This window comes from Lysobacter sp. Root983, from assembly GCF_001429345.1.
In the GTDB taxonomy this organism is placed as follows: domain Bacteria; phylum Pseudomonadota; class Gammaproteobacteria; order Xanthomonadales; family Xanthomonadaceae; genus Lysobacter.
The window spans coordinates 18,766-45,245 of record NZ_LMJO01000001.1 but is presented as its reverse complement, the minus strand read 5'-3'; the positions used below and the strand labels follow the sequence as shown (position 1 = coordinate 45,245).

The following is a 26,480-nucleotide window of genomic DNA, read 5'->3' as shown; positions in this document are numbered from 1 at the left end:
CGATGACGGACGACAAAAAGAAAAAAGGCCCGGACGGGGTCAGCACCTACCCCGCCGACGCGCACGACCTGGCCAGCTACGAGCAGGCCAGCGAGGCGCTGTCGCGTTTGTCCACGCCGGTGCTGCTGCACAGCTCGAACCCGCACGAGCGGCTGTTCATCGCCGCCTTCGACGGCACCGGCAACAGCATGCTCAAGGACGCGCCGACCAACCACACCAACATCGCCGACGTGGTGCGTCAGACCGCCGCGGCCAACAGCCGCGGCATGTCCAACATCCGCGTCGACTACATGGAAGGCCCCGGCACCCAGGACGGCGCGATCAAGAGCGGTCTGGACAGCATGACCGGCGGCACCTACGACGACCGCGTCGAAGAGATGTACGTGCGCCTCACCACCCAGAGCAAGAAGTGGCTGGCCGAGGATCCGGAGGCGGAGATCCGCGTGGTCAGCCTGGGCTTCAGCCGCGGCGCGGAACAGGCGGCGGGCTTCACCCGCCTGGTCGACGAGCGCGGCATCGGCGACCCGAAAGAGCGCGTGGAGGATCGCAACCTGTTCGGCAAGCTCAAGGGCGTGCATTACACCGGCGAGCCCTTGGTGCCGGCGCACGAAGTGCCGCAGGCCGTGGCCCTGTTCGATCCGGTCGGCACCGGCGAACCGCGCAAGCACGACCGCCGCCAACCGCCGTCGGTGCTGTCGGGCTTTCAGATCACCGCCGAAGACGAACGCCGCAACCTGTTCAAGTCCACCAGCGTGCTGGACCCGGGCGTGAGCGAGAACGGCCGCTTCCTCAACGTCACCGTCGGCGGCGCCCACAGCGACATCGGCGGCAGCTATGCGCTCAACGGCCTGTCGGTGCGCAGCGGCAATCTGATGGTCGATTACCTCAACTCGCTCAGCGACCAACCTTTCCTGGCCAAACGCCCGGTGCCCACCGCGCCGGAGATGAACGTCGTCCACCGCTCCGAAGAGCACCAGTGGTTCTACCGCACCTCCGACTTCGACAAGGACGGCCAGCGCGACCGCATGACCCAGCTGACACGGGACAAGCGCGTGGCCGATCAGCACAACAACGAGGCGCGCGACGAGGTCATGAACGGGCGCTTCCCGCAGCGCCCGGTCGCGATCGGGCCGGTGCCGCCGGAGCGGCCCTCGCCCGAGCCGCGCCTCAATGCCGAGCCCGCGCCGATCGCCGCCGCGGACACCCGCGCGCTGTTCCAGCGCCTGGGCCAGGCCGCGGTGAACGGCGACGTCGACGGCGCGCGCGCGGTCGGCGGCAGCTTTCTGGCCTCCGAGCAGGGCCAGCACCTGCAACGCCGCGGCGGCGAACAAGCCCAGGCCGCGGCCGCACCGCCCGAGCGCCAGCAGGACCGGCCGGCCGACCCCACGACGCCCACGCCGCCCACGTTGCCGCCGAACGGCCACGAAGGCCCCGAACGCCGCATGACGCCGCGGCTCTGACAGCAGGACGAGAAAGCGCACGATGGAGAAACAGGATCTGGAGTTGTTCGCCGTCCAGCTGATGGGCGTCGCCAAGATGTTCGAGGTGGTCTGCGACAAGGCCACCGAACGCTTCACCCAAAGCGCGACCGAACTCAAGCGCACCGCCGACGTCTGGGAGACCAACGCCCAGTTGCTGACCCGCGATCTGGTCGCCAGCGTCGGCGAGCAGACCCGCGACGCCATCGAGCTGGGCGTGGGCGCGGCCTCGGCGCAGTACGGCCAGCAGTTGCAGAACACCGCCGCGGCGCTGCGCGAGGTCTCGCGTAATGCCGAGAAGACCCTGCAGCAGTTGGACGACCAACGACGCGAGCTCAAGCGCGAACAGAAGTCGCTGATCTGGACCGGCCTGATCGGCCTGGGTCTGGGCGCCCTGCTCGCCGCCAGCGGCGCGGGTTATCTGATCTGGCAGAGCGGTCGCGAAGTCAAACGCGCCGAATTCGCCAGCGACATCCTGCGCGCGACCAAGTCCGGTGCGCTCAGCCGTTGCGGCCAGGCGCTGTGCGCGCGCGTGGACGCGAACGCCAAACGCTACGGGCCCAAGGGCGAGTACCTGCTGCTGGAGCAGTAAGCCCGACCCAGGGCGGCGCCAGGCGACCGCCCTGCCTACCCCCGAGACTCAGTCGTGGGTCTCGCCCGACAACGGCGTCGCCCGCATCGAGGGCCGCGCCTGGAAGGCATCGAACCAGGCGCTCAGGCGCGGACGCCCCGCGCGAAAATCCGGCAGCGCGCGGAATTCCAGCCAACTCAGCGCGGTCGCCAGCGCGATATGGCCGACATGCAACGCGCCGTCGGTATCGAGCTCGCTTTCCAGCCAGTCGTAGCTGGTCACCAGCTTCTCCGTATAGCCCTCGCACAGCGCCGGATAGCGCAGCGCTTCCGGCCGCCGCACCGTCTCCCAACGCACCTTGATGCCGGCGTCGCCCAGGCCTTGCGCGATCGCCTGAACGCGCAGGGCCTGCCAGCGCGCTTCGCCTTGGTCGGGAATCAAGCGCGGGCCCGCGTGCAGCGTGTCCAGATAGGCGCAGATCACGTCGGAATCGAACAGGGCCGGCAGGCCCGGGCGCAGCAGCACCGGCACCTTGCCCAACGGGTTGGCGGCGTAGACCGCTTCGTTGCGCAAGGTCGGGCTGGTTTCGTGGTGCACGACCTCGATGCGGTCGGCGATGCCAGCCTCGTGCGCGAACACCAGCGCCTTGCGCGCGTACGGGGAATGGGTTTGATAGAGCAGTTTCATGGCAGGACCTTGAAGAGGAAGGAAACGCTTAGACGCTTGGCTGCGATGCCGGACCGTCGACGTGGGCCAGGCGGGCATCGTGCAGCAATTGCGCGACCACCGCGGTGATCCGTTGCGCGGTCGGCAGATGCAGAAACTCGTTGGGACCGTGCGCGTTCGATTGCGGACCCAGCACCCCGGTGACCACGAACTGCGCCGATGGAAAGCGCTCGCCCAGCATCGCCAGGAACGGGATGCCGCCACCGCCGCCGATCAAGGCCAGGCCGGCACCGAAGCTGGCCTGCGAGGCCCGCTCCAAACTGGCGCTCAGCCAGGGCGCGGTCTCGGGCGCATGCCAGCCCTGCGACACCATGTCGATGCGAAACGCGACCTCGCTGCCGTAGGGCGGCTCGGATTCCAGCAGCGCCTTCAATCGCCCGGCCGCGGCCTGCGCGTCCAGCGTCGGTGGAAGACGCAGGCTGAGCTTCAGCGTCGTCGCCGGCTGCATCACCGCCGCCGCATCGGCCACCGCGGGCAGGCCGTCCAGGCCGGTGATCGCCAACTGCGGCCGCCAGGCGCGATTGAGCAACACCTCGGCGGCGTCGGCATGCACGGGGCGCATGCCCGGATGCAGCGGCAGCTGCGCATGCAAGCCGTCGCCGAGGGCGCGCGCCGCGATCCGCGCCTGCGCACGACGCGAAGGCGGAATCGGGGCGTGGAACGGGCTGGCGATCTCGCCGCTGCCGGGATCCTCCAAGCGCGACAGCAGCATCCGCGCGATCCGGAACGACGAGGCCACCACGCCCGAGGCATCGCCCGAATGCACGCCCTCTTCCAGCACGCGCACGCTCAAGGCGCCCGCGACCTGACCGCGCAAGGAGGTGGTCAGCCACAGTTGCTCATAGTTGCCGCAGCCGGCGTCCAAGGCGACCACCACCGCGGGCGACCCCATCCGCGGCGCCAGATATTCGACGTAGTAAGGCAGATCGCCGCTGCCGGATTCTTCGCAGGCTTCGATCAGGATCGCGCAGGGCGCATGCGTCAGCCCCTGCGCGCGCAAGGCCTGGATCGCCAGGATCGCGGCGAAGACCGCGTAACCGTCGTCGGCGCCGCCGCGGCCGTAGAGCCGCTCACCCTCCAGAGACGGCGTCCAGGCATCGCGTCCGTGGGTCCAGCCCGTCATCGGCGGTTGCTTGTCCAGGTGCCCGTAGATCAAAACCGGCGCCGCGCCTTCGCCGGGAATCTCGATGTAGATCACCGGCGTGCGTCCCGCCAACGTCACGACCTCGACGCGCGCGCCCGGTACTTGCGCCAGGCGTTCGCGCGCCCAGTCGATCATCAATGTCACCGCGCGCTGCATATGTCCGCGTTCGGCCCAGTCGGGCTCGAAAGCCGGGGACTGGCAGGGAATGGCGATGTAGTCGCTCAGCACCGGCAACAGGTCGTCCTGCCAGCGGTGGGCGATGAAACGCTGCAATGCGGAAAAATCCATGGCCCGGGTCTGTGTTTTGGAGCTAGCATCCTAGGAGCGCAGCCCCGCGGTTTTACCGCGAACCGGCATAGTCCCGCGCTTTTTTTCCGCGTTGTCGGCAAGCTCCGGAGCCCCGCATGTCTCTAGACCGATTCGATCGCCAACTCCTGAACCTGGTCCAGGACGATGCCGGCCAGACCGCCGAGCGCCTGGCCGAACAGGTGTTCCTGTCGCCATCGGCGGTGCAACGCCGGCTGCGGCGCCTGCGCGAACAAGGGGTGATCGTGCGCGACGCAGCGGTGGTCGACCCCAGGAAGGTCGGGCGCCCGACTTTCTTCGTGGTCTCGTTGCAGGTCGAACGCGAACGCCCCGAACTGCTGGCCCAGTTGCGGCAATGGCTGGCTGCGCAGGAACACGTGCAGCAGGCCTTCTACGTCACCGGCGAGGCCGACTTCGTGCTGATCATCACCGCGCCCGACACCGAGACCTACGACGCCCTGATGGCGCGACTGGTCGGCGACAACCCGAACGTGAAGCGCTTCACCACCAATGTCGCCCTGGGCGTGGTCAAGCGCGGGCTGACGATTCCGATACCGTTGGACGAAGACGAATGAGGCACGGGCGCGGCGCCGGATGCTGGCGTCGCCGGATGCTTGCGCGCGTTTTTCCCGCATCCGCGCGCCCACAACGCGGCCAGGCCGCGCACGCGGAGCGCAGACTGTCGGCATGAACTCCGACACCGACGCCACGCACTGGAACATCGCCGAACTCTGGGACGACTACCGTCCCACCCCGTTGATCGCCCTGCCCGCGCTCGCCCGCCACACCGGCGTCGCCCAGGTGCTGGTCAAATGCGAGGGCCAGCGCCCGCTGGGCAACTTCAAGGCATTGGGCGGCATGTACGCCGGCTTGCGCGCACTGGCACGCGCGATCGGCGCGTCCTCGCTGCGCGAGCTGGAGACGCGCAAGCAGGCGACCGGCACCTATCGCCTGCTCTGCGCCAGCGACGGCAACCACGGCCTGGCCGTGGCCGCCGCGGCGGCGCGTGCGGGTGCCGGCGCTTCGGTCTATCTGCCCGCCGACGTAGACGCCGGCCGCGCCCGTCGCATCGCCCGCTTGGGCGCCCTGGTCGTGCGCGTCCACGGCACCTACGACGACGCCGTCGATGCCGCCCAGACCGCCGCGCTGCGGGGCGACGGGCTGTTGATCGCGGACACCAGCGAAGATCCGAACGACCCGGTCGTACGCGACGTGATGGCCGGCTACGGCCTGCTGGTCGACGAACTGCGCGCGCAGTTGCACGAACACGGCGATGGCCGCATCAGTCACGCCTTCGTCCAGGCCGGGGTCGGCGGCCTCGCCGCCGCGGTCGCGCAAGGCCTGCACGACCGTCTCGCCCAGCCCGCGGGCCTGGTCGTGGTGGAACCCGAGGCGGCCGCCTGCGTGGCGCATGCGCTGTCGCAAGGCGCGCCGTCGCGCATCCCCGGCGACCTGCGCACCAGCGCCGAAATGCTTTTCTGCGGCCTGGCATCGGCGCCCGCCCTGCGCGTGCTGCGAGACCACGGCGCGGCCGCCATCGCCGTCGACGAGTCAGCCTTGGTCAACGCGGCCGCCTGCCTGCATGAACATGGCGGTCCGCGCACCAGTCCTTCCGGAGCCGCCGGCCTGGCCGGATTGCTGCAAGCCACGGTCGACGACCGCGCCCGCAGCGCGCTCGGCCTGTCCGCCGCAAGCACGATCCTGCTGATCGCCACCGAACAACCGCGGGACTGAACCTCGGCGGCGCTTACTTGGCTCGAGCTCGGGACGCCGCGTACAGATCGTGCCTTCCATTCGGATCGATCCTGCCCGCCGCGCGGCGTACGCGGACCGTGGCCGGCGAATTGGCCCTCTCCGCCGCAGGTTAATTGGCACTCCAAGTCGGCAGGCATCGGGCCTAAGGTCCGCCGTGCCCACCACAAGGAGGTACTCACCATGAAGACCCGCACGTTCCGTCTAGCCCCGCTGTCGACCCTGGTCACCGCCACGCTGATCACCCTGTGCTCTTCCGCCAGCGCCGTTGCCGGCGATGCGCACCATGTCGGCATGGATTGGAAGGACAACATCATCACCCGCATCTGCGCCCGCCAGTTCGAAGTCGCGCAGCGCATGGACATGGAATCCTTCCGCGACTACGACGCCGAAACCTTCCGCGCCGTGCACGACGAGCGCGCGATCACGGTGTTCGGCAGTGGCACCACCCTGATCGGCATCGACGCGATCATGAACGCATTCACCGGCCACTTCAGCAACCGCGAAGCTCGCTGGAGCTGGACCGAGCGCTATCGCGTGGTCGACGGCTGCAGCTCCGCCTTCATCCTGTACGAAACCGTGTACGAGATCCCGCGCATCGGCTTCCGCTCGCGCGCGCTGACCGGGGTCACCTACACCTACGACCGCGGCAAGTGGCTGGCGATCGCCGATCAGGGCACGCCGCTGCCGTAATCGCTCCTCGCAGTAAGGCTCGCAGCAAGGGTGGCGGCGAGGCCGCCCTTGCTGCGTAGCCGTTCTCTCGTACCGCCCTGGCGAACACCCTGGCCGCCGACGAGGGCGACATCAGCGCAGAGCGCTCTCCGAGGCCATGTAACCGCCGACGCGATCGGCCCACGGCACGTCCGCACCCATCGGCGGCGCCGTGCTGACCATGGTCAGCGACGCGTCCACATAATCCGCGAAGGTGCCGACCCATTGCTGCGGGCTCTGCGCCAGGGCGTGGCTCAACACCGTGGTCAGATTGACGATGGAATGGCGCGACAGCACATGCGGGTACCACTCGCCCTGCACGTAGAAGGCGGTACGGAAGCCGCTGCCGACCGCTGCGTAACCGACATCCGACGGCGGCAGCGAGGGCACGTAGTCCCAATAGTTGTAGACGCGGATGCTGTCGCTGGCCGGGATCATGCCGTTGTAAGCGGTCTGCCAGCTGTCGATCCCGACCATCGGACTGGAGAAGTTGATGTTGGTCGATGCGATCGGCTGACTGATCGCCAGGTCCAGGCTGAACAATTGGCTCAATGCCGCGCCCAAGCTGTGCCCGGTGACGTAGAGCTGCTGGGGCTGGTACTGGTCGATCAGCGAGAACAACTGCTCGCGCATCGACTGGCTCATGCCGTCGCCCCTGCCGTCGTAGATGCCGTAAAACCCCGAGGCCACACGCGGCGCGGGGCTGATGCCGCCGCGGCTGGGCACGAAGTCCTCGGTCAGGAAATGCACGTCCTCGTACGCGTCCATGTCCGAGTCGGTGCCGCGGAACGCGAAGATGAAAGTCCCGGGGTCCACGATGGACTGGAACACCAAGCCATACTTCTCCTCCGACCCGGTGAACAGGAACGCGTCCCAGCCGGTCCAGGCGTCGATCTGATCGTAGCCCTGCGGCGAAATGAACGGTGTGCCGCTGTAATAGTCGTAAGCGGCCTTGGAGGCGATGGCCAACGCGATCGTAAGGCTGTCGTCGAGCGTGGGCTGGGTCGGGGTACTGAGACTCTGGTTCACGGCATCCGTCCTTGTGATGGGATAGTGGCGAAAATCAGGCAATTACATTTCCGGAGTCGTGGCTTCGATGACCTTCATGGCCTCGTCGGCCTTGCGTTGCGATTCGCGCAGATCGGCCTCGGTTTGCGGCTTCGGGGCTTCCACGGGCGGCGCACCCTGCTCGGCCGGCCACTCGATGACCACCGGTTCGGATTCCGCTATCGGCTCGGCTGGCACGCTGGCCTCGGACTGGCGCTCGGATGGCTCGGCGCTAGGCCCGGCGCTCCACTCCGTTCGTCCCAGCAACAGACGCACCAGCAGCACGAAAGCCAGAGTGCCCACCACGGCTACGATCCACCAGCCTGCGTTGCTCTGGCGCGGCACCGATCCGCTACGTACCCGCGATGGAGTACGCGGCGATGGCGGCCCGGACAACGCCGCGACCGGATCATCGCCCCAGCCGTCAGCGGAGTCGGGCGACGACGCGCCAGCCTGCGTCGACAAGAGGTTCGCGGCTTCCAGCAACGGCGCCAACATCGGGCGCAGGGCCGCGCCATCGATCAATTGCACATGCCCTTGACGCATAGCCGCGTCCCGCGCGGCGCGCGTGAACTCCCCGCTGGATATCAGGATCGCACCGGTGGCGCCCTCGTTGACCATCAAGCCCAGCAGTTCGTGCACCGCATTGTGGGTGACCTGATTGGCATTCCAGTGCTTGCACTGGACTAGAAGGTAGGCATCGTCGCGACGCAATTTGAGATCGATGCCGCCGTCGAAACGGGCACCGGTAGCGCCCGTGCCCACGTGATCGACCAGATAGCCTTGGCCACGGTAGTACGCCGCCAGCAAGGCCTCGAACTGGTCCCACCGCAAGCGGGACAAGGCGTCGCTATAGCGTTGCGTTACTGGCTTGAGTCCGCTCATGAGCCCCCTCTCGGACCGCATCCGTGCATGCCGACGGGCGTAGAGCCGCATCCGCCCGTCCAGAGTATCGCGCCGCCGCGTTCGTTGCTGGTCCGGACCGCAAGCTGGGTGCGCAGCCCTGTGGCGTTTTGTCATCCGAGCGCCCGGCGGCGCGTTGGACGAGCAAAGCCCCAGGACCCGATCACCATGCGCCTCAGCCCGACCCGTCTGGCCACGCTAGCCTTATTGCTCGTCGCGGTCGCCACTGCCTCCGTCGCCGGCCCTCCGCGCGCCGACCTGCCGGATCTCAGCTACGGCACCGATCCCGCTCAGCGCCTGGATGTGTACCGTCCGGCGCGGGCGCGCAAGGCGCCGATCGTCGTGATGGTCCATGGCGGCGGCTGGCGGATCGGCAGCAAGGACGCGCGCGGCGTGGTCGGCAACAAGGCCGAGCACGCCCTGGCCAACGGCAGGATATTCGTCTCCATCGATTACCGCCTGCTGCCGGGGGCCGATCCGCTGAGTCAGGCCGAAGACGTGGCGCGCGCTCTGGCCTATGTGCAGAAGGAAGCCCCCAACTGGGGCGGCGACCCGGCGCGGGTGGCGCTGATGGGCCATTCCGCTGGCGCGCACTTGGTCGCCCTGCTCGCCGCCGCGCCCGATATCGTGCGGGCTCAAGGCGCCAAGCCTTGGCGCGGCACCGTGGCGCTGGACAGCGCCGCGTACGACGTCGATGCCCTGATGCGCCGGCCGCACCTGCCGCTCTACGACCAGGCCTTCGGCCGCGATCCCGCCTATTGGCGCCGGGCTTCGCCCACCCTGCAACTGCGCAGCGCACCCGCGCCGATGCTGCTGGTGTGCTCCAGCCAGCGTCGCCTGTCCTGCGCGCAAGCCGAGGGGTTCGCCCGCCGCGCGGTCGCATTGGGCGCTCGCGCGACCGTGCTGCCAGTGGATCTGAACCACGCGCAGATCAACGCAGATCTGGGCTTGCCCGGCGACTACACGGCCCAGATGGAAGCCTTCCTGGCGTCGCTGTGATCCAGGCGCTGCGTCAGCGCCCCATCGCGATCGCCAGCACCAGCACCGACAGCCGATTGACGTAGGCCGTCATCGTATCGGCGATGCTGCCCTGCCTCGGCGTGAACGCATCGCAGGCGCCGCCCGGATAGGCTTGCTCGCCGAAACCGGGCTGCACGATGGCGTCGGCGTTGGCCAGAATTTGCGCGCGATAACCCTGCACCAGGGTCGGCTTGGCGCGCCAGGCCTGCAGCAGATAACGCATGAACACGCCCACCCCGGTCTGGTAGTCGCCGTCGTCGTTGCCGGGCGACGGCGCGTAATACGGGCTGGGTGAGGAGGTGTCCAACCACGGCATCGGAAAACTGCCGGACACCGAGCCGTAGCTGCGCGGCTGGTAGGCGTTCTTGAACACGCCCTCGATCAAAGCCGGATACAGGCTCAGCACCTTGGGCGGCGCGACACCGCCGGGCCAGACCGCCTGCGCCTCGCGCAAGGCGCCCAATAGCAGGCCCTGATCGCCGGTCCAGGCCAGGCTGCTGCGGTACATCGCGTCCCAATAGAGCTGCGCGTTTGGCCCGACCGGCTGGAACGTGGACACGCGCTCGCGCACCAGCACGCCCGACGGCAAGGACATCAACAAGGACTGGTCGGGCTGCGGCGTGCCTGTCATCCATTGGTTGAACCAGCCGATCTGTTCGGTCCAGGCGACCCTGCAGGCCGATGTGTTCAAGTTGCTGGCGCGGAACACCTGCGCGAACGCGGGGTTCTGCGAGGCGCGATGCAGGCGCAGGCTCAACAGCGCATACAAACCGTTGGTGACAGTGTTCTGCACCGGGTTGAGGTAGCTGCGCCACCACTCGGTTTGACGCGTCGGCACCGGGTCCGGGTAGGCGTCCAAGGTGATCGGCGAGTTCCACGCGCCGCCGGGAATCCGGCGCGGCATCATCCACGCATTCGGCGGCAACGGCGGCTGCGGATTCGGACGTGTCTGGCCGATGCGCTTGCCGACGTTGGGCGCGCCGATGTTGTTCGCGTGCTCACTGGCGAAGCTCGCCCAGCCCGGCAAGTCCCGGAACGGATAGATCGCGGCACCGGCCTGCGTGGACCAGCCCGGGCCGTACATGTAAGCCCAGGCGTTGATCGCGATCTTGAGGAAATCGTCACGGCGTTGCGGCGCGAAACCCTGCTCGGCGGCACGCAACGCGGCGATACCGATCCAACCGAAGTCGTCCCACCAGTTGCCCAGCTGGGTCGGGTCCAGCGCGCCCAGCGCGGCGTCGCCGTAGGGCGCGCTGTCGGCGCCGCTGACCAGGAAATAGTCGAGGATGCCGTCCATCGCCCAGGCGCTGCGCCAGACGTTGTCGGCCGTCACCCAGCGCGGCAGGATTTCGCGCTCGAACAAACGTCTCGCCTCGGCGAGGTAGGCCTGCAGGTTGGCGTCAGCGGACCGCGCCTCCGCCTCCTCACGACCGCTGCGTTCGTCGTTCACGACTTCGTCCTTGATCGCGCCGGGTTGGCCCCGTTTGCGCGCCAGGATAGCGCCGCGACGACGCGCGCGAGCGCGCGCGTCCTACCCGTTTTCGGCGATGCGGCGCGCGCCGGCGCTGGCCAGAATGCCGGGTTGCCCGGCGCTGCGCGCAACCGCCACGGCTGCGTTACGAGCCGTCAGCTGCCCGCGGGTTCGGCCTCCCACACGATGTCGACGTTCGACAGACCCAGCGTGTACAAGGTCATCGCGCTGGTCTGCTTGATCTCGTGATCCTTGCTGGTCGCCAGCCAGCCATAAACCTGAGCCGCGCCGCCACGCCAGGCATCGGAGACCACCGGGCGCGAACCGGTCAGGCCGTGGTGCATGTCGGCGTCGGTCAGGCAGGCGCCACCGGCGATCATCACGCTGCGCTTGCTCTCGTCGCCGCCCGGATGCAACGCGTGGGTGACGGTGTGGTCGTGATTGCTGGTGGCGCCGAAGCGGTGGTACTGGTAGTCGGCGTCCAGGGCGGTGCCGGCGCGCGCGCGTACGCCGATCGCATAAGCCTTGGCCGTGTGCGGGCAGGCCAGCACCAGATCGGTCGTGCGCACCACCACCTGGCACCGGTGCTCGGTCGCGGCAGGCGGCTTGCCGTCCAGCTGGGCGAAGCCGCAGGCCTTCAGCGCGGCCACCGAGAACACGTCGACCTCGCCGCCGCAGCCGGTCAGCAGGAAGTCGCCCGGCGGCTGCAGCGCGATCTCGTGCAGGGTCTTGTGCGCGGTCGCCTCCTTGACGAAGATCTGCACGTCCCATACGTCGTCGGGGTCGTACAAGGCCACGATGGTGAGCGCATGTCGGACTTTGGACACATGCTTGATGTCCTTCATGCGCGCACACCAGCTCCAACGCTGATCCGCGCCCTGCCCGCTGACTTTGGGATAGCTGGCGACGACGAAGTTGCCGGCCGCCTGAGTCACCGCGGACACGCCGCCAGCGAGGATCTTGTAGCCTTTGGGCAACGCGACCTCCTGGCCGAAGTGCTGCTCGGCCTGGTCCCAGCGGCGCTGGATCACCGTCAGTCGCATGGTCGGCGGCCGGGTCAGCGCCAGCAGCGCCTCGGTCAGCGCGGCGGCGCTCGCCAGCGCCTTCGGCCGCATCGCCTCGCGCACCTTGGCGTCGGCGATCGAGGGGATGAACACCTCGTTGACCCAGGCCCGCTCCAACAGCTCGGCCATGGCCTTGCGATCGAAGCCCAGCGTCTTCGCCGACAGCAGGCCCACGATCTTCCACACCGGCTGTTCGTCGCTGCGGTCGATCACCTGCCAATGCGCGTTGGCCTTGACGCTGGTCAGCCACAGGTCGCTGGGCAGCTCCGGCAGGCCGCCGAACACGCTGGTCGCCACCGACACCTGCTGCTCCTTGACCACGCACGACATCGCGGTCGAGGTCGCGCGCGCGGCGCTGACGCCGCCGGCGTGCGCGCTAGACACCGAGCCCGCGCCGCTCAGGCCCACGTAGGATGCCGACGCCGAAACCGCCCAGTTGGTCGCTGTGGACAGGGCTTCGTCCAGGGTCCTCATCTGTTCGGAGGAACTGCAGCTGGCCTTGGCCACGTGCTTGTACCAGCCGCCCAGCACCGCGGTGCAGAACACATGGCTGCCGAAGCTGCGCAGGAACTCGGCCGCCGCCGCGGCCTTCTGTGCGGGCTGCGCGGCCTCGATCGCGCGCAGGGCGCCCAGTGCGTCCTCGCTCAGCGCGAAGCGGTTGCTGGGCAGGGTCAGGGTCGCCTGCGGCGCCCATTGGTAGTGCACGCGCAGCTTGGTCGCCTTCTGCGAGCGCTTCATCGCGGCCTCGTCGCGCTGGCGCTGGCCGGCGGTCGCGTACTGCACCATCAGGCTGGCCGCGCCGATGCCGGTACCCACGAACATCGCGCCGCGCGCGCTGTTGGCGGTGGCGTAGGAGCTGGCCGAGGTCTCGAACTGTTGCGAGGCCTCGCTGTAGGCGGCCTCGCTGCTGAACTCGAAATCCTGGGTCTGGATAGGCGCCGGCTTGCCTAGCAGCGCGGCCATGTCGAGCAGGTTGGAACCGCTGGCACGCGCCAGACCGGCTGCGCTGGCGCAGTAGCCGCGCAGCAACTGGTTCTCCTCCAGCAGTTCGGCGATGCTGCGCGGGCGCTGATCGAGGTAACTGTAGAGGCTGTCGGCGATCTTGCTCTGCAGGCCCTCCTGGATGCGTTCCATCAGCGCGGTGGCGCTGGCGATGGTCGCGAAGCTGGTCTCGCCGCCCTTGAGCAGGTCCTTGGCGTTGACCTTGGCCAGGATCCGATCGAGCTGTGCCTGAGCCTGCTTGGTCGCGGCCTCGCGGTCGGCGGCGGCCGCGTCGGCGGTCTCCTTGCGCAGCTTCTCTACCGCCTCGATCGCGTCGGCCAGCTGCTGCTTCTTCTGGTCGAAGTTCGCGCTGCCGGATTCCTCGGTCTCGCTGGCCAACTGGTCGATACGCGTCTGCACCTGTTTGGCGGTCAGCTTCTCGACGATGCCCGCCGCGATCCGCGCCGGCCCATCCGGATTGTCGCCGCGGATCTGCTGCGCCAATGCCTTGCGCTCGGCCGAATTGGCGCAGACCGCCTTGAGGAACTCCAGCGAATCGATGCCGTAGGCCTTGATGACCTTGATCTGGTTCTTCAGGCCCAGCGACTTGAGGTAATCCTCGAGCTGGGCCTCGTCGGTCTTCTTGGCGGGAGTGGGCATGGAAATCGCTCGATTCGTGAGTGAAGCGGCGGCACGCGATTGCGCACCTCTTCAGTTACGAACGTCGCGCCGCCGCGGGCGTGAACCGCGACGATGCCCATAGCCATGCCGTCTTGGTGCAGCTGGTTCAGACGCCAAACTTCATCTGACCGGAAGCGCCTGCGTGGCGACGACGGTGATGCCGCCATCCTTGTTGTAGAGATAGGCATAACCGCCCTCCTGCTTCCATACGCGACCGGGAAAAGTCAGAGTCGTTCCGCCTACCTGCAGGCGCGCCACCTCCTTGCTGGGGACCTGAGGCACCTCGAGCGTCTCGTCCCACACCATCGGCAGTAGCTGCGGCAGGCCCGATTCGAGCTGACCGATGAATGCAGGTCATTGCGAGCGTCCTAGGGCCCGGCATTGCCCATAGGTGCAATACCCAAGCCCTGTCCCGCAGGTTCACCATCGTCCGATCCGGCTTTCGTTGTGATCGAACTGGCACCCTGGGGAGGGCACTCATGTTTCGCAGCACGCTGAAGTTCGTTGGCTCCGGTATTACCCGGTCGTGCGCCGCCGCGGCCCTGACATCCACCCTCACTCGCGCCCGCCTGTCCGGCTTGGCCCTGGCGGCGCTGCTACCGGCGCTCGGCGGCGCGGCCCTGCTCGCACCGGCGACCGCACAAGCCCTGGATTGCGGCAGCAACAACGGCTACACCTGCCTGGGCACGGCCAGTCAGTACGCGGGCGGATTCAGCCCGGGCGTGGGCAGCGGCGGTTTCGGCGGCGGCAGCTGCGTGGCCACGCGCACGCCGGTGGTGTTCATCGCCGGCAACGGCGACAGCGCGATCAGTTTCGACATGCCACCCGCCGCCGTCGCCGGCTACACCACGCCGGCCAACTCCATCTACGACGAACTCAAGGCGCGCGGCTACAACGATTGCGAACTGTTCGGTGTGACCTACCTGGACGCAGACGAGCGCGCGACGCCGCAGTACAACTACCACGAGCCGGCCAAGTACCAGATCCTCAAAACCTTCATCGACAAAGTGAAGGCCTACACCGGCCGCAGCCAGGTCGATATCGTCGCCCACTCGCTGGGCTCGTCGATGAGCCTGGCCATGCTGCGCTACTACGGCTATCAGGGCAGCGTACGCCGCTTCGTCAACATCGGCGGAGGCTTGCGCGGCCTGCAGACCTGTCTGAGCACGGGCTACCAGTCGCCCTACGCGCCGACCTGCAACGCCGAGGCCTACATCTTCCCTTACGACTACTACACCTTCGGCCTCTATCCCAGCAGCGGCGCGGTCTACTACGGCTACAACCGTTGGACCGGCAGCGGCAGCAACAGCCTGCGCGCGATGCCGACCCTGCTCAGCACGATCTCGTTCTACACCATCACCGGCGGCCTCTACGACCAGGTCCATTGCTTCACTACCAGCTACTCGAGTGGCTGCAGCTCAGGCGCCTTATTCAATGCCGCCAGCAACGTCAAAGCGCAGGTCGACATCGGCACCGGCAGCAGCGCCTATGCCTACGACTGGGACTGGTCGGACGGCAGCCCCTACAACGCCGGCGGCGGCGACACCAGCAACGGCGTCGGCCACTTCCGCTCCAAGAGCAATGCCGGCCGCATCGTCTACAACATGCTGGCGACCACGTGCACCACAGGCTGCGCGAACGGCTATGTCGGCGTGAACGGGCCGTCGGTGAACCGCTGACCCCAGCGGGCGCGCGGGCGCCCCTCGCTCTCCCGATGCGTCGGCCGCGAGCGGACGACGCATCGGCGCAACCGTGCCCGCCTTCTCCGTATCTGTATCGGTAACCGCACAGATACGAGCGGCCGGTCTTGCACCCGTCGCCTCAGTCCAGTACATCGTGCGGCCGCGCGTTCCGTTTCCACGCATGAGGCCCGCCTATGAAAACACTGTCGCTGCTGCTCGCCTTGTCGCTGCTCCTGAGTCCGGTCGCTCAGGCGGCCGAATGCAAGGACACCTCCAAGTACGCGGACGCCCGCCTCGTCATCCAGGACCTGGGCCGCATCCTAAATCCCGATGGCGTGCAGGAGGCCTACGCCGTGAAGGCCGGCGGCATCGAGCAATGGGTGAACGTGCGCGGCCAGGACAAAGCTAACCCCATGATCCTGCTCGTACACGGCGGACCCGCCTCGCCGCTGATTCCGGGCATGTGGCAGTTCCAGCGCCCGCTCGAGGAATACTTCACGGTGGTCAACTGGGACCAGCGCGGCGCCGGCAAGACCTACACCCAGCAGGACCCGAACGATTACGCCGACACCCTGCACATCGAACGCTACGTCGACGACGCCATCGAGGTGGCCGAGCACCTGCGCAAGCGCTACGGCAAGCGCAAGCTGGTGCTGATGGGCCATAGCTGGGGCACGATCGTCGGCATGCAGGCGGCGTTGAAGCGACCGGACCTGTTCTACGCCTACATCGGCATCGGCCAGGTCATCAACGTACGCGAGAACGAGCGCATCAGCTTCGACCACGGCCTGCGCCAGGCCACCGCCGAGGGCAACCAGGAGGCGATCAAGGAAATGCAGGCTATCGCCCCCTACCCCGGCGACCAGCCCATCACCCGCGAACGCATCATCGCCGCACGCAAATGGGCCCAGCACTACGGCGGCCTGAGCGCCTACCGCGACAGTTCGCTCTACTACTACCGCGCGCCGCTGCTATCGCCGGATTACGACGATTGCGACCGCGCCGCCGTGGACGAAGGCAACGTGTTCTCGCTGGGCCGCCTGCTGCCCGAGTTCCTGGCCGTGAACATGAGCCAGGTGCGCGAGTTCCCGATTCCGGTCCTGATGTTCATGGGCCGCCACGACTACACCACGCCATCGGAACCCACCGATGCCTGGCTGGCCCAGGTCAAGGCGCCCTACAAGCAAGGCGTCTGGTTCGAACACTCCTCGCACATGGTGCCCTGGGAGGAACCCGGCAAGCTGCTGACCAGTCTGCTCACCTACGTGCGGCCGCTGACCGACGAGGGCGCCGGCGACAAGCGTTGACACTCGAGCAAGATTGAAGTGCGGAGACGTTCGGATGCGAGCGTCTCCGCTTTCATTTGGGCAAACCCAAGCCCATCGTTAAACAGTCGTCACCCTGTCCCGAATGAACGGCCCCGCCCTTCTATGGCACGGAATCCTGAACGACGAATTTCAGGATCAAGCGACGATGGAACACGCTTTCGTAGCCCGCGTACGGCAGCAGCTGCGCCTTCAGCGTGGCGGCCATGATGGACTGCCTGCCGGCCGCGTCGTACTCGCAGTCCGACGCCACGTCCACGCTCGCGACGATGCCGCCGGGGAGCTAGCGCACGTCCAAAACGCAATGCTGACCGACGGCCGCCGACTGCGGTCGCGTCCAACGCTTGAGAATGGCGCTTTGCACGGCGCGCGTGTATTCGCGCACCAGCGACTCGGGCGACTCGGATACGCGTTCCTGTGCGGAGACGTTGGCCACACTCAGGCCGAGCACGGCGACCAGCGCGAGCCGCCTCACGCCTTGTCCGTCGATGCAGGCCTGCGCCGAAAAATGACGTAGGGCCAAAAACCGCTGAACGCCAGCCCGGCCACCGTACCGAACAACGCCTTCAAGGCCGAGCCGACGTCGTTGGGGATCTTGAAGATCTGCAACTGCGGGTCGTACCAGGTCAGGTACAGCAGGCTCAGGCCGAAGATCAGCATCGGTCCGCCCAGGAACACCAGCGCGAACCAGCGCACGCCCGAACTCCTGCCGCCGTCGTGCAGCTTGCCGATGACGTCGGTGGTGGCGAAGCTGACCTGGAACGGATCGGAGGTGGAGCGTGCCGGTTCCATGGGCGCGGATGCGGGCGGCGCCACGGGTTGATTGAGATCGACTGCCTGCGCGGGCGGTGCGAGCAGTTCGTCCAGATTGGTGCGCGCCACCAGTTGTTGCAGCTTCGGATCCATTCGGCCTCCCCCAGGCCCACGGTCTGGCGCATTGATAGCAGAGCCCGCCGAGGCGCGTCCACCTTGGCCGCAAACCGCGTTGAAATCAGTCGCGAGGGCAAAAAGAAAGGCCGCTGGTCAGCGGCCTTTCGATCGAGTCCTCAAGCCGAATCGTGGGTGCCTGCGATCAAGGATGCGCCAGCGCGTAATCGATCGCCGCGCACACCGCGGTCGCCTGCGCCGTGTTGCACTGCTCGGGCGTGGCGCGCGGGCTGTCGGGATAGACCTCGGTGGTGGTGCGGTAGCGCGCGTCGGTGACGCCGGCGCACAGGCCCAGCGGGCGCAGCGCGTAGTTGATCACGCCCGGGGCGACCACGGTCGAGCCGATGATCTCGCCCTTGTCGTCGGCCGGCGCGATGTGGGTGACCTTGGCCACCGCCGCGATCACCGCCTGCTGGAACGCGGGCTGCGGCGCCTGCGCATCGTCGACCAGATAGAAGCCGTCGGGGATTTCGCCGGGTTCGAACGGCTTGCCGTCGCGCGCGGCCAGGGCAGGGCGGAATTCGGACTCGTCGCTGTCGGTGGTTTCGTGCAGATCGATATGCACCAGCACGCCGTCGCTCAGCGGCGCGACCAGACGCATCAGCGCGGCCGACTCCGGCGCCGGGCTGTCCTCGCGGAAGGAGCGGTTGGGATCGATCGCCTGCGGATTCCAGCGGTGAATGCGCTCGTAGGCCCAAGGGCTGATGCAGGGCGCGATCAGCAGATTGGCGCGGCCGGCGTAGTCCGCCGCGTGGCGGTCGACGAATTCCAGCGCACCGTGCACGCCGCTGGTCTCGTAGCCGTGCACGCCGCCGGTCACCAGCGCGGTGGGCAGGCCCTCCTGCCAGTCGCGGCTCTTGATCGCGAACAGCGGGTAGCTGTCGGGCGCGTAGTCCAGGCGACCGTACTCCAGCACGTCGAACCGCGAGCGCAGCGCATCGATCTTGCTCAGCACATCGTCCGCATAGCTGCGATGGCGAACCTGTCGCGAGCGCCACTGGGCGACTTCTGCGGCGCCCCAAGCCTGGCCGGGGGTACCGATGGGATAGAAGGCTGTGGCGGTCATCGCGTCGCTCGCTCCGAAGGCTGGCTGGGAAGGCCGACATTTTAGCATCGCGCCGCCGCTCAGCCTGTCGGCAACGGGTTGTTCGCGGCTCGCTCGATGCGTTTCGCGGCAGCCGTCGCACGCCTGGAACCGGGCCGGCTGAGGGAGGGCGGTCCGCTCCGCCTCGACCGGTCGAAAAAAGTTCGCGCGCCATGTCGATTTGGCCCGCCCTGGTTCGTCGTCTCAAGTAAGAGCGGCCGAATCGCCCACGATCTCGCACGCTCGCCCACCATCCAGGAGCCCACCCATGTCCTTCCAGGCCTATCTCGACAACATCCAGACCAAGACCGGCAAGAGCCCGGCCGACTTCCGTGCATTGGCCGCCAAGAAGGGCTATGCGGGTCCCAAGGGCTTGCTGCCGGGGGTCAAACCCGGCGACATCATCGCCTGGCTGAAGCAGGACTTCGACCTGGGGCATGGCCATTCGATGGCGATCGTGGCGCTGCTAAAGGGCATGAAGAAGGAAGGCGACAAATAGCCGCGAATAACGCTCCAAGCGGTGCATTCCAAAAATCCGTCATTCGCGCGGTGCGCTTGAACGCAGCCCGCCCCGCTGGCGATCCAGCGATCTTTCACCTCGCCACGGCGGGCCCGAGCCCACCGTGGATCCCTCACCCTCACAGGAGTAAGCGATGAAGACTTATCTGGCGATCTTTACCGGATCCCCCGCCTCGATGGACGTCTGGAAAACCTTGGACGAGGCCACGCGCGCGGCGCGCGAGCAAGCCGGCATGCAGGCCTGGCAGGAATGGGTGACCCGCAACGCCGACGCCATCGTCGACCACGGCGCCCCGCTGGGAAAAACCAAGCGCATCACCAGCGACGGCATTGCCGACATCCGCAACGCCATGGCCGCCTACACCGTGGTGCGCGCCGAGTCGCAGGACGACGCCGCCAAGCTGTTCGAGAACCATCCGCACTTCGCGATCTTCCCCGGCGACGGCGTCGAGGTCATGGAGTGCCTGCCGATTCCAGGCATGTAATCCAGTTCCACCCCCACGCACCGCGGACTGCGCGGGCGCCCCTGGGCGTCTACGCGCAGTCGGTGGTGCGCCAGCATTTCTTAGGCGCCGATTGCGCAGACCGTCAGCACGCATTCTGTGAACCGGTCTTCGTGCGCAGCGCGAGGCCGCCGCGCATTCGACTCGGCGGCGTCATTTTCGACTGCGGAAATTGGCTATCCGATCCTGATACTTTGGTCTGAATTGCGGCCGCGCAACCACCCTGAATAGCTATAAAAATCATACGCCTAGGGAAAACACTCAGGAAGAACACCGGTCCATTTCGGCTTGACAGTCCGGGCGGGCATTCCTAGCGTCGATCCCATCCGCCGGACGCGGACCGACTCGCTCCAGCCCGCTGGCACAGCCGCAGGCAAGCGTTTCGCGCAGTACCCCACAGGACCCCCAAGACGATTGGCTCGACGCCGCTCGGGAGCTTTATGACGGGCCCATATTCTCCGATTGGAAAACAGGTTTCGCATCCGCCGTAACCGGCCCCTCCCGCCTCGCACCGCCCCGCCCGCCTACACGCACCAAGGAGCCACGACATGCCGCTACGCACCGCCGCAACCCGCGCCCGCCGCCTCTCCGGTTTGCTGCTGTCGCTCTGCGTCCTGGGCGCCAGCCTGGGCGCTCACGCGCAAGCCCCGGTCGTGACGCTGCGCACTTACATCGTGGCCGGGCAATCCAATGCCGAAGGCTTCGGCATCCGCAACATCGCCCTCTCCGCGAAGAACAACACCGACCAGGACCGCTACATCAACAGCGTCGTTCCCAAGCAGGACCTGTACACCATCGGCTTCGGCGGCTGGGACAGCACCACCGACCAGGCGCTGATCTACAAAGCCCACCCCTCCACCGGTGTCGCACCGGGGTGGGATGCGATGCGCCCCCACTACGGCTACTACTACGAGCAATACCTGCACCACAACAACATGTTCGGTCCGGAACTGGCCATCGGTCGCGAAGTGTCCACCCACCTGGGCGAGCGGATCGCGATCATCAAGTACACCCTCGGCGGCTCGCCCATCTCGATGTGGGACCCGGACGATCCGGCTCAGAATCTTTACGACCACCTGCTGGCGGCGGTTAACAACGGCAAAAATGCGATCGCCCCCGCCAACATCGCCCTGGATATCCAGGGGGTGTTCTGGATGCAGGGCGAGGCCGATTCGATCGACCAGGCGCGCGCGCAGGCCTACGAAGCGAATCTCAAGAAGTTCGTCGCCGCCTTGCGGCGAGACCTCAACAAGCCGCAGTTGGACGTCTACGTCGCCACCATCAAGGACACGCCGTACCTGACGTATCGGCAGCAGATCTGGAACGCGCAACAAACGGTGGCCGACGCCGATCCGAACGTCTATCTGGTCCACGGCCGGGACCTGGAGACCTACACCAGCGATCCCATCCACTACACCGCCCGCGGCCAGGTCTCGTTGGGCCAGCGCTTCGCCTTGCAAGCGCTGTACGACGTCTGGGGACTGGGCCAAGTCGCCTGGTAAATGCATCCGCGCCGCCTTGGCCCGAAACGCGATCCATCTCGCAACGGGCTCGGCGCGGTCCGGGGCCTCTGCAACGAGGCCCATCCGATCACCGGCAGTTTCCGTAGCGCACGCACTTCACCCTCGGGGGGCTCCCTATGTTCCATCCCAACACGCCAAGCAGCATCCGCCGCGCCTGCAGCCTGCTGCTGGTGCTATTCGTGCTGTGCGCCAGTCTGGCCGCGCAAGCGCAAACCCGAACCATCCGCGCCTACATCGTCGCCGGGCAATCCAACTCCGAAGGCGGCGGCACCCGCAAGAACCCCGGCGGCCGGAATCCCGAACAGGATCTCAACACCATCGGCTACAGCCATTGGTACGCCGACTTCCCGCAGGCCTTGATCTATAAGGGCCATACCGACACGGGCGTCGGCCCCGGCTGGGACAACATGCGCCCGGCCTACGGCGGCGGCTACGACCAAGCAAGGCATCTGAACAACCAGTTCGGCCCCGAACTCGCGATCGGGCACGAAGTCGCCACGCATTTGAACGAGCAGATCGCGATCATCAAATACGGCCAGGGCGGCACCTCGCTGGCGCAGTTCTGGAACCCCGACGACCCGGCGATCAACTGCTACGACAAGCTGATCGCGACCATCGAAAACGCCAAGCAGGCGATCGCGCCCGCCGGCATCACCCTGGACATCCAGGGCGTGTTCTGGACGCAGGGCGAAAGCGACTCGTGGAGCCTGGCCGATTCGCAGAACTACAAAGCAAATCTCGAACGCCTGATCGCCGCGCTCAGGACCCGGCTCAACAAGCCGAACCTGGCGTTCCACATCGCCACCCTGAAGGATCTGCCGCTATGGACGCATCGGCAGCTCATCTGGGATGCGCAACAGGCCGTGGCCGACGCAGATCCGAACGCCTATCTGGTCCATGGCAAAGACCTGGAAACCTATAACGACGACATCGCCCACTACACCGCCAGGGGCGAGGTCACCCTGGGCCAGCGTTTCGCACGGCAGGCGCTGTACGCGGCCTGGGGCAAGGGCCAGGTCAAGACGCTGCGCGCCTACATCGTGGCCGGACAATCCAATGCCGAGGGTGTCGGCATCAGCAGAAACGCCGCGGCTTATGGCCTGAATCCGAAGCAGGATTTGTACACCATCGGATTCGGCCACTACGACACCACCTACAGCCAGACCCTAATCTACAAAGGCCATCCGGACAGCGGTGTCGGTCAACGCCTGGACGTGATGCGCGCGACCTACGGCCTCGGGCACGAAAGCAATCCGCTCAACTATCACCTGTTCGGCCCCGAGCTGGGCATCGCGCGCAGCATGGCCCACTACCTCGAAGAACAGATCGTACTGATCAAGCAATCCAAGGGCAGCACCACCCTGGCGGTGGACTGGAACCCCGCCGATCCGGGCACCAACCAGTACGACCATTTGCTGGTCGCCATCGCCAACGCGACCGCCGCCGCCGAGGCCGCCGGTGTCGAACTGGATATCCAGGGCGTGTTCTGGATGCAGGGCGAAAGCGATTCCATCGCCTTGCCGTATGCGCAGGCCTACGAGGCGAATCTCAAGCAGTTCATCGCGATCTTGAGGACGCAACTCGGCAAGCCGCAACTGCCCTTCCACCTCGCCACCATCCGCGATACGCCGCATTGGACCTACCGTCAGATGATCTGGAATGCGCAGCAGGCCGTCGCCGACGCCGACCCCAACGTCAATTGGGTCAGCGGCCGCGATCTGCAGGCCTACGACAACGATCCCGCTCATTACACCGCGGCAGGCCAGGTCACGCTGGGCAATCGGTTCGCGCTGCAAGGGCTCTACACCGCCTGGGGCCTGGGCCAGGTCCCCTGGTAAGGCCGGCTAGCCACTTCGACCCCGGCGCGGACGCTAGCCGATCGTAATGACCGGCTAGCGTCCGCGCCCCAAAGAGGACAACCCGCATGTCGCACTCCAGCTCTCGCAAGCGCATCCGTCGCTGTGTCGGCCTCATGCTCGCCCTGTGCGTGTTCGGTGGCAGTTCCAGCGCACAGGCCCAGCAAGCCCCGATGCCGACCCTGCGCACCTACATCGTCGCCGGACAGTCCAATGCCGAAGGCACCGGCGTTCGCAGAAACAACCCGGCCAACGGCCTGAATCCGCAGCAGGACCTCTACACCATCGGCTTCGGCCATTGGGACAGCGACTACAACCAGGTCTTGATCTACAAGGGCCATCCGGACAGCGGCGTCGGCCCGGGTTGGGATGCGATGCGCCCCGCCTACGGCAGCGGATACGAACATTCGCTCTACCGCAACAACATGTTCGGGCCCGAGCTGGGAATCGGCCGCGAGATCGCCGCGCACCTGAAGGAGCCGATCGCGATCATCAAGTACAGCAAGGGCGGAACTTTGCTCGCGGTGGATTGGGACCCGACCGATCCCGGCATCAACCGTTACGACTATCTGATCAACACCATCAACCACGCCACCCAAGCCATGGCCGCAGGCGGCATCGCGCTGGATATCCAGGGCGTGTTCTGGATGCAGGGCGAAAGCGATTCGGGCGACATCAAGTACGCCCAGCACTACCAGGCCAATCTAGAACGCCTGATCGCGACCTTGAGGACCCAGCTCAACAAGCCGAATCTGGATTTCTACGTCGCCACCATCCGCGACACGCCGGTGTGGACCTATCGCCAGCACATCTGGAACGCGCAGCAAGCCGTTGCCGACGCCGATCCGAATGTCTACCTGGTCAACGGCCGCGACCTGGAGGCCTACAACAACGACCCCATGCATTACACCGCCCGGGGCCAGGTCACCTTGGGCCAGCGCTTCGCCTTGCAGGCGCTGTACGACGCGTGGGGCTTGGGGCAGTTCTGAGTTCCGACGAAGCGTCTGGGCCGCGAAGCCAGCTGCGATGGCTTGCTTTGCGGACTCAACCGCTACGGATACGACATTACCGTCGCCGTAGCGGTCCCCGACCTCGATCGCGACACCGCTTTGAGGGTCACGAATGCGCCTCACCGCGCGGCTCGATGGCCACGCCGCAGGCCAGGCCCTCCGCGGCAACGGGCGATGCGGATTTCCGCTGCAAATGCCCCTCGCCCCAAACCCGCACGCCCTCGATAAGCGGCAGCAGCGTCTGGCCGTACGCGGTGAGTTGATAGATCACTGGCGCGGGTGGCGTGCCGGTCGGGGTGCGCTCCACGATGCCGTCGGCCTCGAGTTCGCGCAGTTGCTGCGCCAGCACCTTGTGCGAGATCGGCGCGACCCGGCGCGTCAGGCCGGCGAAATGCAGTTCGCCGTGGGCCAGCCAGTACAGAATCGTCAGCTTCCATTTGCCGCCGATGGCGGCGAACGCCGCCGCGAGCGGGCAGCCTTCCAGCGGATTGGGCCGGGCACGGTTACCTGCAGGTGCGTTCTTGTTCATGGCCGCCTCGCGCTCGCAATCTGTGCGCCATCATGCGAAACGGAGCCCCGCGATGCAAAACGCCCTGCGACACTGGCGCCACGGCGCCTGCCTGCTGGCCCTGCTGGCGATGACGGCGTCCGCGCAACCGCCGCAGGCCGCGACCGCGCAGCGCGACGGCCAGCACGATTTCGACTGGGAGTTCGGCACCTGGAAGACCCAGGTGCGCCGGCTGACGCGCCCCTTATCGGGATCGCAGGACTGGGTGGAGTACACGGGCACCAGCGTGGTGAGCGGCGTGCTGGACGATCGCGCCAACCTAGTCGAGTTGCGCATCGAAGGCCCCAGCGGACGCATCCACGGCACCAGCCTGCGCCTGTACAACCCGCAGACGCGGCAGTGGAACATCAACTACGCCAGCGCCGGCAACGGCATGCTGACCCGTCCGCTGTACGGCGGATTCCAGAACGGGCGCGGCGAGTTCTACGGCCCGGAGGACCTGGATGGCCGCGCGATCCTGGTGCGCTTCGTGATCTCCGACATCACGCCCGATTCGGCGCGCTTCGAGCAGGCCTACTCCGGCGACGGCGGCCGGACCTGGGAAACCAACTGGATCGCCATCGACACGCGCATCCGCGCGTCCCCATGAAGACGGCCCCCACGCCGCTGGCACGCGGATAGCGGCGTCGACGAACTCGTCTAGGCTCACAAGGGCGTTGGCGCGCGGTACGATCCGCAGCTCCAAGCCGCACTGCTCCCGATCGCTCCGGATGCATGCGCTCACCATCGCGCCCTCCGAGATGCCGCCCGCCGTGTCCCATTACTCAGGTCCCCTGCTCACCCGCCCCGTCGCCGATGCTTTGCTGGCCGCACGCGACGCCAAGGCCGGCGCGTGGACCGACTCGCTGGATCTGGGTCGATCGAACCAGGAGACGCGGCTGGAAGCGGACGCCTGGCACTGGCGCGACCAGGCCTATCCCTACCCGGATACGCTCAAGGACCGCACCATCTACTACTGGGACGGCGAGGACTACGCGGCGGTATCGCGCTACGCCGGCTCGCTGATCAAGCTGGTGCCGACCGAATGGGGCGCGCCTACTTTCGAGATCGACGGCATCAAGATGCTGCCCACGGCCAAGACCTCGCCTGTCGACGACGCGCAGCGCAAGGTCGCGCTGGTCGAACCGCGCGGCAAAGCGGTGCTGGATACCTGCGGCGGCCTGGGCTACTTCGCCGCCTGCTGCCTGGAGGCCGGCGCCGCGCGCATCCAGTCCTTCGAGAAGAACGAGAGCGTGCTGTGGCTACGCACGCTCAACCCCTGGTCGCCCGACCCCGACGCGCCCAGCAGCGGCGGCCGTCTGCAGCTCACCCATGCCGACGTGTCGAAAGCGATCGCGCAGATCGGCGACGCCTCGGTGGACGCTCTGCTCCACGATCCACCGCGCTTCGGCATCGCCGGCGAGTTGTACTCGCAAACTTTCTACGACCACCTCGCGCGCGTGCTGCGCCGCGGGGGCCGTCTGTTCCACTACACCGGCAGTCCGAACAAGCTCACCAGCGGCCGCGACGTGCCGCGCGAAGTCGCCAAGCGCCTGGACAAGGCGGGCTTCAAGGCGCAGCTGGCGCTGGATGGGGTGTTGGCGAGCAAGCGCTGAGCCTGACGACGGCGCGAACATCGCGCGCGCGAT

General features: G+C 67.1%; 26 protein-coding genes. 15 read left to right on the top strand and 11 right to left on the bottom strand.

What is annotated here, in order from left to right:
• Positions 1-2: 2 nt before the first annotated feature.
• Both ASE43_RS00225 and ASE43_RS00220 read left to right on the top strand, forming a co-directional pair.
• Complete coding sequence (locus ASE43_RS00225; RefSeq protein ID WP_057159079.1) at positions 3-1,460, top strand: DUF2235 domain-containing protein; 1,458 nt, start codon at positions 3-5, stop codon at positions 1,458-1,460.
• A 22-nt stretch (positions 1,461-1,482) separates the two neighbouring features.
• The gene (locus tag ASE43_RS00220; RefSeq protein ID WP_057159078.1) at positions 1,483-2,070 is read left to right on the top strand and encodes a hypothetical protein; all 588 of its coding nucleotides are present in this window, start codon (positions 1,483-1,485) and stop codon (positions 2,068-2,070) included.
• Positions 2,071-2,118: 48 nt separating this feature from the next.
• Here ASE43_RS00220 and ASE43_RS00215 read toward each other — a convergent pair whose 3' ends face one another.
• Positions 2,119-2,736, bottom strand: a complete 618-nt coding sequence (locus ASE43_RS00215; RefSeq protein ID WP_056174061.1) for a glutathione S-transferase — start codon at positions 2,734-2,736, stop codon at positions 2,119-2,121.
• A 28-nt stretch (positions 2,737-2,764) separates the two neighbouring features.
• Positions 2,765-4,207, bottom strand: coding sequence for a M20/M25/M40 family metallo-hydrolase (locus ASE43_RS00210; RefSeq protein WP_057159077.1), 1,443 nt, complete (start codon positions 4,205-4,207; stop codon positions 2,765-2,767).
• 116 nt (positions 4,208-4,323) lie between these two features.
• On the opposite strand from ASE43_RS00210, the gene ASE43_RS00205 reads away from it, so the two are divergent.
• From ASE43_RS00205 to ASE43_RS00195, 3 genes are all read left to right on the top strand, one after another.
• Positions 4,324-4,800 carry an Lrp/AsnC family transcriptional regulator gene (locus tag ASE43_RS00205; RefSeq protein ID WP_056174057.1) on the top strand — a complete coding sequence of 159 codons (477 nt, stop codon included), beginning with the start codon at positions 4,324-4,326 and terminating at the stop codon, positions 4,798-4,800.
• A gap of 112 nt (positions 4,801-4,912) precedes the next feature.
• A complete protein-coding gene (locus tag ASE43_RS00200; RefSeq protein ID WP_057159076.1) occupies positions 4,913-5,959 on the top strand; it encodes a pyridoxal-phosphate dependent enzyme in 1,047 nt (348 codons plus the stop codon).
• A gap of 201 nt (positions 5,960-6,160) precedes the next feature.
• Positions 6,161-6,670 carry a hypothetical protein gene (locus ASE43_RS00195; protein ID WP_057159075.1) on the top strand — a complete coding sequence of 170 codons (510 nt, stop codon included), beginning with the start codon at positions 6,161-6,163 and terminating at the stop codon, positions 6,668-6,670.
• Between the two features lie 111 nt (positions 6,671-6,781).
• On the opposite strand, the gene ASE43_RS00190 is transcribed toward ASE43_RS00195, so the two are convergent.
• Both ASE43_RS00190 and ASE43_RS00185 read right to left on the bottom strand, forming a co-directional pair.
• On the bottom strand, positions 6,782-7,717 hold the full coding sequence (locus ASE43_RS00190) for a lipase family protein (protein ID WP_157499591.1): 936 nt from the start codon (positions 7,715-7,717) through the stop codon (positions 6,782-6,784).
• A 42-nt stretch (positions 7,718-7,759) separates the two neighbouring features.
• Positions 7,760-8,620, bottom strand: coding sequence for a restriction endonuclease (locus ASE43_RS00185; protein WP_162258734.1), 861 nt, complete (start codon positions 8,618-8,620; stop codon positions 7,760-7,762).
• A 186-nt stretch (positions 8,621-8,806) separates the two neighbouring features.
• Between ASE43_RS00185 and ASE43_RS00180 the strand changes: the two genes are divergently transcribed.
• Positions 8,807-9,637 (top strand): alpha/beta hydrolase, encoded by an 831-nt coding sequence (locus ASE43_RS00180; protein ID WP_057159072.1) that lies wholly within the window; start codon positions 8,807-8,809, stop codon positions 9,635-9,637.
• A 13-nt stretch (positions 9,638-9,650) separates the two neighbouring features.
• Here ASE43_RS00180 and ASE43_RS00175 read toward each other — a convergent pair whose 3' ends face one another.
• From ASE43_RS00175 to ASE43_RS00165, 3 genes are all read right to left on the bottom strand, one after another.
• Positions 9,651-11,108, bottom strand: coding sequence for a hypothetical protein (locus ASE43_RS00175; RefSeq protein ID WP_057159071.1), 1,458 nt, complete (start codon positions 11,106-11,108; stop codon positions 9,651-9,653).
• A gap of 176 nt (positions 11,109-11,284) precedes the next feature.
• Positions 11,285-13,834 (bottom strand): MAC/perforin domain-containing protein, encoded by a 2,550-nt coding sequence (locus ASE43_RS00170; protein ID WP_057159070.1) that lies wholly within the window; start codon positions 13,832-13,834, stop codon positions 11,285-11,287.
• Between the two features lie 141 nt (positions 13,835-13,975).
• The gene (locus tag ASE43_RS00165; protein WP_057159069.1) at positions 13,976-14,161 is read right to left on the bottom strand and encodes a hypothetical protein; all 186 of its coding nucleotides are present in this window, start codon (positions 14,159-14,161) and stop codon (positions 13,976-13,978) included.
• Between the two features lie 173 nt (positions 14,162-14,334).
• On the opposite strand from ASE43_RS00165, the gene ASE43_RS00160 reads away from it, so the two are divergent.
• Both ASE43_RS00160 and ASE43_RS00155 read left to right on the top strand, forming a co-directional pair.
• On the top strand, positions 14,335-15,534 hold the full coding sequence (locus ASE43_RS00160; RefSeq protein WP_162258733.1) for a lipase: 1,200 nt from the start codon (positions 14,335-14,337) through the stop codon (positions 15,532-15,534).
• Between the two features lie 197 nt (positions 15,535-15,731).
• Positions 15,732-16,844 carry an alpha/beta hydrolase gene (locus tag ASE43_RS00155; RefSeq protein WP_057159067.1) on the top strand — a complete coding sequence of 371 codons (1,113 nt, stop codon included), beginning with the start codon at positions 15,732-15,734 and terminating at the stop codon, positions 16,842-16,844.
• Positions 16,845-17,145: 301 nt separating this feature from the next.
• Here the strand turns inward: ASE43_RS00155 and ASE43_RS00150 are convergent, their stop codons facing one another.
• From ASE43_RS00150 to ASE43_RS00140, 3 genes are all read right to left on the bottom strand, one after another.
• Positions 17,146-17,337 (bottom strand): hypothetical protein, encoded by a 192-nt coding sequence (locus ASE43_RS00150; RefSeq protein WP_057159066.1) that lies wholly within the window; start codon positions 17,335-17,337, stop codon positions 17,146-17,148.
• Positions 17,334-17,768, bottom strand: coding sequence for a hypothetical protein (locus ASE43_RS00145; protein WP_057159065.1), 435 nt, complete (start codon positions 17,766-17,768; stop codon positions 17,334-17,336). Before ASE43_RS00145 ends, ASE43_RS00150 begins: the two co-directional genes overlap by 4 nt.
• 166 nt (positions 17,769-17,934) lie before the next feature.
• A complete protein-coding gene (locus ASE43_RS00140) occupies positions 17,935-18,855 on the bottom strand; it encodes a M14 family metallocarboxypeptidase (protein ID WP_057159064.1) in 921 nt (306 codons plus the stop codon).
• Between the two features lie 286 nt (positions 18,856-19,141).
• Here ASE43_RS00140 and ASE43_RS00135 point away from each other — a divergent pair, with 286 nt between their 5' ends.
• The 5 genes from ASE43_RS00135 (at position 19,142) to ASE43_RS00115 (ending at position 24,263) form a co-directional block, all read left to right on the top strand.
• Positions 19,142-19,372, top strand: a complete 231-nt coding sequence (locus ASE43_RS00135; RefSeq protein ID WP_056174026.1) for a DUF4287 domain-containing protein — start codon at positions 19,142-19,144, stop codon at positions 19,370-19,372.
• A 154-nt stretch (positions 19,373-19,526) separates the two neighbouring features.
• Entirely contained in the window at positions 19,527-19,877 is a 351-nt protein-coding gene (locus ASE43_RS00130) for a hypothetical protein (RefSeq protein ID WP_057159063.1), read from the top strand.
• A gap of 566 nt (positions 19,878-20,443) precedes the next feature.
• Complete coding sequence (locus tag ASE43_RS00125; RefSeq protein WP_057159062.1) at positions 20,444-21,397, top strand: sialate O-acetylesterase; 954 nt, start codon at positions 20,444-20,446, stop codon at positions 21,395-21,397.
• Positions 21,398-21,534: 137 nt separating this feature from the next.
• Positions 21,535-23,256, top strand: a complete 1,722-nt coding sequence (locus ASE43_RS00120; RefSeq protein WP_057159061.1) for a sialate O-acetylesterase — start codon at positions 21,535-21,537, stop codon at positions 23,254-23,256.
• 86 nt (positions 23,257-23,342) lie between these two features.
• Positions 23,343-24,263: a sialate O-acetylesterase gene (locus ASE43_RS00115; protein WP_082607013.1), complete on the top strand. Its 921-nt coding sequence runs from the start codon at positions 23,343-23,345 to the stop codon at positions 24,261-24,263.
• A 127-nt stretch (positions 24,264-24,390) separates the two neighbouring features.
• Here ASE43_RS00115 and ASE43_RS00110 read toward each other — a convergent pair whose 3' ends face one another.
• Complete coding sequence (locus tag ASE43_RS00110) at positions 24,391-24,813, bottom strand: helix-turn-helix domain-containing protein (RefSeq protein WP_057159059.1); 423 nt, start codon at positions 24,811-24,813, stop codon at positions 24,391-24,393.
• 52 nt (positions 24,814-24,865) lie between these two features.
• Here ASE43_RS00110 and ASE43_RS00105 point away from each other — a divergent pair, with 52 nt between their 5' ends.
• Together ASE43_RS00105 and ASE43_RS00100 are read left to right on the top strand one after the other, a co-directional pair.
• Positions 24,866-25,441 carry a hypothetical protein gene (locus tag ASE43_RS00105; RefSeq protein ID WP_057159058.1) on the top strand — a complete coding sequence of 192 codons (576 nt, stop codon included), beginning with the start codon at positions 24,866-24,868 and terminating at the stop codon, positions 25,439-25,441.
• A gap of 163 nt (positions 25,442-25,604) precedes the next feature.
• A complete protein-coding gene (locus ASE43_RS00100; RefSeq protein WP_057159785.1) occupies positions 25,605-26,447 on the top strand; it encodes an MnmC family methyltransferase in 843 nt (280 codons plus the stop codon).
• The last annotated feature ends 33 nt before the right edge of the window (positions 26,448-26,480 follow it).